Origin of the sequence: Saccharopolyspora soli (assembly GCF_022678645.1) — a bacterium.
Taxonomy (GTDB): Bacteria; Actinomycetota; Actinomycetes; order Mycobacteriales; family Pseudonocardiaceae; genus Saccharopolyspora; species Saccharopolyspora soli.
This window is the reverse complement of the sequence record NZ_JALBWV010000142.1, coordinates 1-5702: the sequence shown is the minus strand read 5'-3', so window position 1 is coordinate 5702 and position 5702 is coordinate 1. Positions and strand designations below refer to the sequence as shown.

The window sequence follows — 5702 nt, the reverse complement described above, 5'->3', positions numbered from 1 at the left end:
AACCCGGAACCCGGAACCCGGAACCCGGAACCCGGAACCCGGAACCCGGAACCCGGAACCCGGAACCCGGAACCCGGTCCGGGTCGGGCGGATCGCTGGGACACCGTGCGGGTGCGGCGCCGGGTCCTCGGGGTCGTCCGCACGCTGACGGCGTTGGACCGCCTGCTCGACGTGCTGCCGGTACTCGCGGACGACATGCGGGTGGAAACCCGGTTCGCGGTGGCGGAGGGCTCGAAGTTCGCCGCGAACCTCACCGACGAGTTGCGCCGCTGCGCGGCCCAGATCGCGGACTGGGGCGACGCGACCGGCGAGAACTTCGACTTCGCGATCTCCCCGAGCGGCAACGGCCGGTTGCACGAGTTGGACGTCCGGGTGCTGACGATGTCGCACGGCGCCGGACCGCACAAGTTCCGAGCGGCCGAAACCGGCTTCACCGAGGAGATTTCGGGCCTGTCCCCAACCCAACTCATGCATGCGGGCCGGGTGGTGCCCGCTGTCGTCGGACTGTCCCATGTGGACCAGATCGAGGTGTTGCGACGCAGTTGCCCAGCGGCCGTCCCGCATGCCGAAGTGATCGGCGATCCGTGCTTCGCACGCTTGCAGGCCAGCCTGCCGATGCGTGAGCACTACCGGGAGGCCATCGGCACCGGGCAGCGGAAGCTGATCGTGCTCGCCTCGACGTGGGGGCCGCAGTCGCTGTACGGCCTCCAGGGCGGTCTGGCGAAACAGCTGGTCAGCACGCTGCCTGCCGCCGACTACCAGGTGGCGTTGGTCCTGCACCCGAACATCTGGGACCGGTACCAGCGCTTGCAGCTCGAAGGCTGGACGCACACGGCCCGGAAGCACGGGCTGATCCTGGTACCGCCGCTGCGGAAGTGGCAGGCAGCGCTGGTCGCCGCGGACGTGGTGATCTCCGACCACGGTTCGCTGGCGTTCTACGCCGCCACGCTGGGCAAACCGCTGCTGCTGGCAGCTTTCGGCACCGACGAAGTCGTGCCGCGCTCCGCCATGGCGGCACTCGGCGAGCGGACGCCCCGGCTGGATCCGAGCGCGGAGGTCCGAACGCAGATCGACTCGGCCGAGCCGATCACCGGCTACCAGGACCTGGCCGCGCGCGCCTTCCAGGACCGGGCGTATCCGCGGCTGCGCGAGGTCATCTACGACCAACTGGGCTTGCCGGAACCCCCGTGGCCAGCCCGCCCGGAACCGGTGGACCTGTTCACTCGGTGAGCTTCCGCCGCACCCGCTCGGCCGCCGGGCTGTGCGCCTGCTCGTAGATCGCGAGCGCTTCGACCAAGTGGTCCCGCGAGCCCGGCCGCCCGGTGGCGTGCAAGCAATCCGCGAGCATTTCCAGCGGTTCGGCCAGGTCGAACGAGGCCTTCCGCTCCCGAGTGGCCGAGATCGCCTGCTGCAACACGGGAATCGCCTGCTCGTGCTGTCCGAGCGCCTGGTGCGCGGCAGCCATCGCGACCTGAATGCGCGACGGAACCCGCTTGTCGTTGGGGAATTCCGCCATCCGCTCCAACGCGGTCCGAAGCACCACGAGTGCCTCGTCATGCTGCGACAGCCCGGTGAGCGCCTTGCCCATCAGGTATTCCTGCAAGGCCACGCCGCGCGGTCGACCGAGCTCTTCGTTGAGCCGTCGAGACCGTTCGAACAACCCCACGGCTGCGGCGAAGTCCGCGCGGGCGTGCAGCACTTTGCCCTGGAACTCCAGCGCGGACGCCAGAACCCGCCGATGCCCGGCCTGCTCAGCGACCTGCACTGCCTGCGCGCACTCCCGCAGCGCCTCGGACAACGCGCCGCGCTCCATCAACAGCTGGCCCCGCAGACTCCGCATCCGAGCCTCGGCGACCAGGTCCTCCAACTCCTGCGCGGACCCGACCGCCTCGCCCAGCGCCCACAACATGTCCGAGTAGTGCTTGTGCTGGTTGTGCAATGCCCACAGTGGACCGTCGCAGAGCGCGACCACGTCGATGTGCCAGGCTCGCTCGACGGCCAACCGAACCACAGCGAGCAGGTTGACCCGCTCGCGCTCCAACCACTCCAGCGCCTCGTCCGCCGAGAACGGGTTCGTGCCGGTGACGTCGTCGTCAACGACCCGGAGCCGACTGGGCTCCATCACCATCCGATCGGCGAAAGCCCCCTGCCGCCGATACCAGTCGACCAACCGCCGCAACGCCGCGTCCCGCCGATCGGCGCCGAGCTCCCGAGCTGCCTCCGCGGCATGCTCGCGCACGAGGTCGTGGAACCGGCGCTGTTCCTGATCGTTCTCCTCCACCAGACAAGTCCCGTGCAGTTCGTCGAGGCGGTGTTCAGCGGCGGACTCGGCGAGATCGGCCAATGCCGCCACCGCCCCAATTCCGAAAACCGGACCGGGAAAAACCCCGAGCAGCGCATAGAGGTCGGCTTGCTCCGCCGGAAGCTGCTCGATCGCCAAGTCCAGCGCGGCGAAGGCTTCGTGGAAGTGCCTCCGGCGCCGCCCTTGGTCGGACAGCTCCCGAACCGCCCGAGTGATGCTCCAGGACCCCTTCCGATGCAGCAGTCCGGACACGACGTGCAGCGCGATAGGCAGGTAGCCGCACCTCTCCACGAGCTCGGCCGCAGCCTCGGGCTCGGCGTCGATACGTTCCGCCAACCCGCTCCGCCGCAGGTACTCAAGGGCATGGGGTGGTTCCAACTCGGCCAACCGGATCGACCGAACCCCGTCGGCAGCGAGCGCCGCAGCGTCCTGGCGACTCGTGCACAGCACCAGGCTGTGGCCCGAAGCAGGCAACAGGCGTTCCACTTCTTCCAGGTCAGCGACATCGTCGAAGAAGAAGAGCAACCGCCGCCCGTTGGTCTCGCTGCGCAACAACGCGATCTTGTCGTCCAACGACACCGGAATCCCATCCCCAGGCACCCCGAGCGAGCGCAAGCAGTGGTCGACCGTCCGTTCGAAGCCGTTCTGCCCGATGTCGAAGTAGATCTGACCGTGCTCGAACGACCTGCTGGCCCGGTGGGACCAGTGGAGCCCCAAGGCGCTCTTCCCGACCCCCTTGGGCCCGCTGATCACGGCCCATCCGGCACGGGCCCCGCGGGGCGCGACCAGCAACGCGTCCAAGGACGCCTGTTGCGGCTCACGATCGACGAAGTTGGCGGGCTGCGCTGCGAGCTCGGCGGGAACCTTGACCGGCCCGACCCCCTGGTGCAAGTGCAAGTCCCCGTGGAGCGCCCCGACCTGCACGAGGTTGTGCACGTCGCCGCTGTTCTGGTTGCCCATGCCCACCCCAAGAGCCGCCGAACGGTGAAGATCACCCGACGATACGCGACGGACACCTGTTGCAGCTGGGGCGCGCACCAACCGGGTACCAACCCGGAACACCAACCCAGGTACGCTTCGCCGTAGGCCCTCGTAGCTCAGGGGATAGAGCACCGCTCTCCTAAAGCGGGTGTCGCAGGTTCGAATCCTGCCGGGGGCGCAAAACGCCTGGTAAACGACATGGGGGCCGATCTCATTCGAGATCAACCCCCACTTTCGCCCCGTCTTTGCCTCAGCCCTCCAGCTGCATGTACGGGTAACAGTTGCACGGAGGGCTGGCGGATCAGACCTGGTAGGCGGGCGCCCCGAACGGAGCGATGCGGTTCGGCTCTCGGCCGAAACCTTCGATCATGAGGTGGTCGTCGTGGGCCTGCACAGTCGCGTACGACGTAGTCGTCGTGTCGACCATGCCCTTGAAGTTGATGAAGTGGGTGCCACCGGTGAAGCCGTAGTTGCCAGCGTGGTTGTGGCCGTTGAACCAGGCGACGACGTTGTCGTAGGACGTCACCAGCTCGACGAGTTGGGCGTCGTTGTAGGCGTTGTGCTCGTTCACGGGATAGATCGGGTGATGCGCGTTGAGGACGACCTTCTCGCCCGCGCGGCGGGCTTGTTCGAGGATCTGCTCGATCCAGGCGAACTGCTCGGCGCCGACGCCACCGTTCCAGGTCTGGGCGTTGGGCTTGCCTGCCGCCTGAAGGTCGGCGCGCATCTTCTCGGCGAGGGCGTACTTTTCGGATCCCTTGGGGTTCCCGTAGGTGCTGATGTCGTTGGTATCGACCACGATGAAGCGCCAGCCGTTGCGGCGGAACTGGTAGTACGACGAGGGCATGCCCATCGTCGGGAGCAGCTCGGCGCGGGGCATCTGGAAGTCGTGATTGCCGAGAACCTGGTACTTCGGCATCTGCAGCTCGTCCCAGATCGGCATGACGGTGTCGAAGCTCACCGGGAACTCGTCAACCATGTCGCCAAGGTGGAACGAGAAGCGGAGGTCGGCCTCGTTCAGTGTGGCCACGGCCTCCTTCAACTTGGCGACCGACAGCCGGTAGAGACGCACCGGACCGTCGGGCTTGTCGGCGTACTGGCAGTCCGCGATCACGCCGAACCGCAGCGGCGGCGCGCTCGCGGACGCCGCCGAAGCTTCGGTCGGCAGCGTGGTGAGGGCGGCTGCGACGCCAGCGGCGAGGCCGAGGAAGCGGCGGCGGCTCGGCGAGCCGGTAGCGGGGAATTCTTCGGCATCGGTTGGTCCGGGGGAAGTGGTGGCCACAATGCGCTCCGAGAAGTCGTTGAACGATCAACGCGAGTAGATCGGCACAGAATGGCGCCATGGCAACGGAGCGCAGCCCCTTGCGTTAACTGCGCAAGAAGTTCGACTGGGCTACGCAGTGCGACGACCCTACACTGCCACTGGTGAACGAGCGCAGGGTGAAAGCCTACGGAGGTGACAGTCATGGCGCATGCTCCCGCTCGGGTGCCTCCCGAACTCCTTCGACGGCCGATCCGGGTCCTGCGCCCGCAGGACGCTGGCTCGGTCTACGCCCATCCACGCCCCGAGGTCGCTCGCCTCACCCGTGCCGGGGCGCTGCACCGACTCGCTACCGGGTACTACGCTGCGGTGCCGGATGATCAGCTCGGTAGGCACTGGCTCCCGGAACTGGAGGCTGCGGCGCTCGGCATCGCCGCCGCCGACGAGGGCATCGACGCGGTCGCGCTCATGGGACTGTCCGCGGCACGCGTGCACGGCGTGATTCCCCGCGGGCTCGCGGTCGCCGTCGTCGCAGCAGGTCGACGCCGACCGGTGCTGCGGTTGGCCGATCGCGACGCCAGCGTCATGTTCGTTCGTCGCGACGTCGCTGCGCTCGATGTCCAACAACACACCACAGAACTTGGCCGAGGTTGGGTCACGACGGTCGAACAGACCATCCTCGATCTCGCCGCTCGCCCCGAGCTTGGCGGTCTACCTGAGGAAACCCGTGCGGCCATCCAAGGATTGCTCCCGCGCGCCGATCATGACCTGCTCCACGAACTCGCGACCAAACAACGTCGTCGACCAACCCTCCAACGCGCCCTCGAAGGTAGTTGACCATGCTCGACCCCGACGAAGAACAGGCTGTAGCCGAACAATTCGGAGTCGCGCGCGCTCAAGTACGCCGTGACCACCTGATCTCCCACTTGTTGGCCGCCCTCAGCCAGCACCTGGCCGAACAAGTGCTGTTCTTCGGCGGCACTGCCCTGTCTCGGACCTTCATCCCAGAAGGGCGTCTGTCCGAAGACATCGATCTGATGGCGCTCGGCGGACGCCGCGCAACGGGTGAAGCCCTAAAGGTTGATGCTCCTATAGATCGTCAAGTGGTGTGAGTGAGGTCGGCGGGGTTGTTGGTTGGCTGGCAGAGGATTGTGTAGA

The 5702-nt window shown here is 67.2% G+C and carries 5 protein-coding genes and 1 tRNA gene; 4 read left to right on the top strand and 2 right to left on the bottom strand.

Annotated features, from left to right (window positions below; translation table 11 throughout):
- Positions 1-1230: hypothetical protein (locus MOQ72_RS43795; protein WP_277955550.1), on the top strand; the 1230-nt coding region annotated here is incomplete at its 5' end.
- Here MOQ72_RS43795 and MOQ72_RS43790 read toward each other — a convergent pair.
- Positions 1220-3262, bottom strand: coding sequence for a tetratricopeptide repeat protein (locus MOQ72_RS43790; protein WP_242191977.1), 2043 nt, complete (start codon positions 3260-3262; stop codon positions 1220-1222). The two genes, MOQ72_RS43795 and MOQ72_RS43790, sit on opposite strands and share 11 nt — an antisense overlap.
- 126 nt (positions 3263-3388) lie before the next feature.
- On the opposite strand from MOQ72_RS43790, the gene MOQ72_RS43785 reads away from it, so the two are divergent.
- Positions 3389-3461, top strand: a tRNA-Arg gene (locus MOQ72_RS43785).
- Positions 3462-3584: 123 nt separating this feature from the next.
- Here the strand turns inward: MOQ72_RS43785 and MOQ72_RS43780 are convergent.
- Complete coding sequence (locus MOQ72_RS43780; RefSeq protein ID WP_242191976.1) at positions 3585-4565, bottom strand: metallophosphoesterase; 981 nt, start codon at positions 4563-4565, stop codon at positions 3585-3587.
- Between the two features lie 183 nt (positions 4566-4748).
- Between MOQ72_RS43780 and MOQ72_RS43775 the strand changes: the two genes are divergently transcribed.
- Both MOQ72_RS43775 and MOQ72_RS43770 read left to right on the top strand, forming a co-directional pair.
- Positions 4749-5381: a type IV toxin-antitoxin system AbiEi family antitoxin gene (locus MOQ72_RS43775; protein ID WP_242191975.1), complete on the top strand. Its 633-nt coding sequence runs from the start codon at positions 4749-4751 to the stop codon at positions 5379-5381.
- A 2-nt stretch (positions 5382-5383) separates the two neighbouring features.
- Positions 5384-5656: a nucleotidyl transferase AbiEii/AbiGii toxin family protein gene (locus MOQ72_RS43770; RefSeq protein ID WP_242191974.1), complete on the top strand. Its 273-nt coding sequence runs from the start codon at positions 5384-5386 to the stop codon at positions 5654-5656.
- Positions 5657-5702 lie beyond the last annotated feature (46 nt).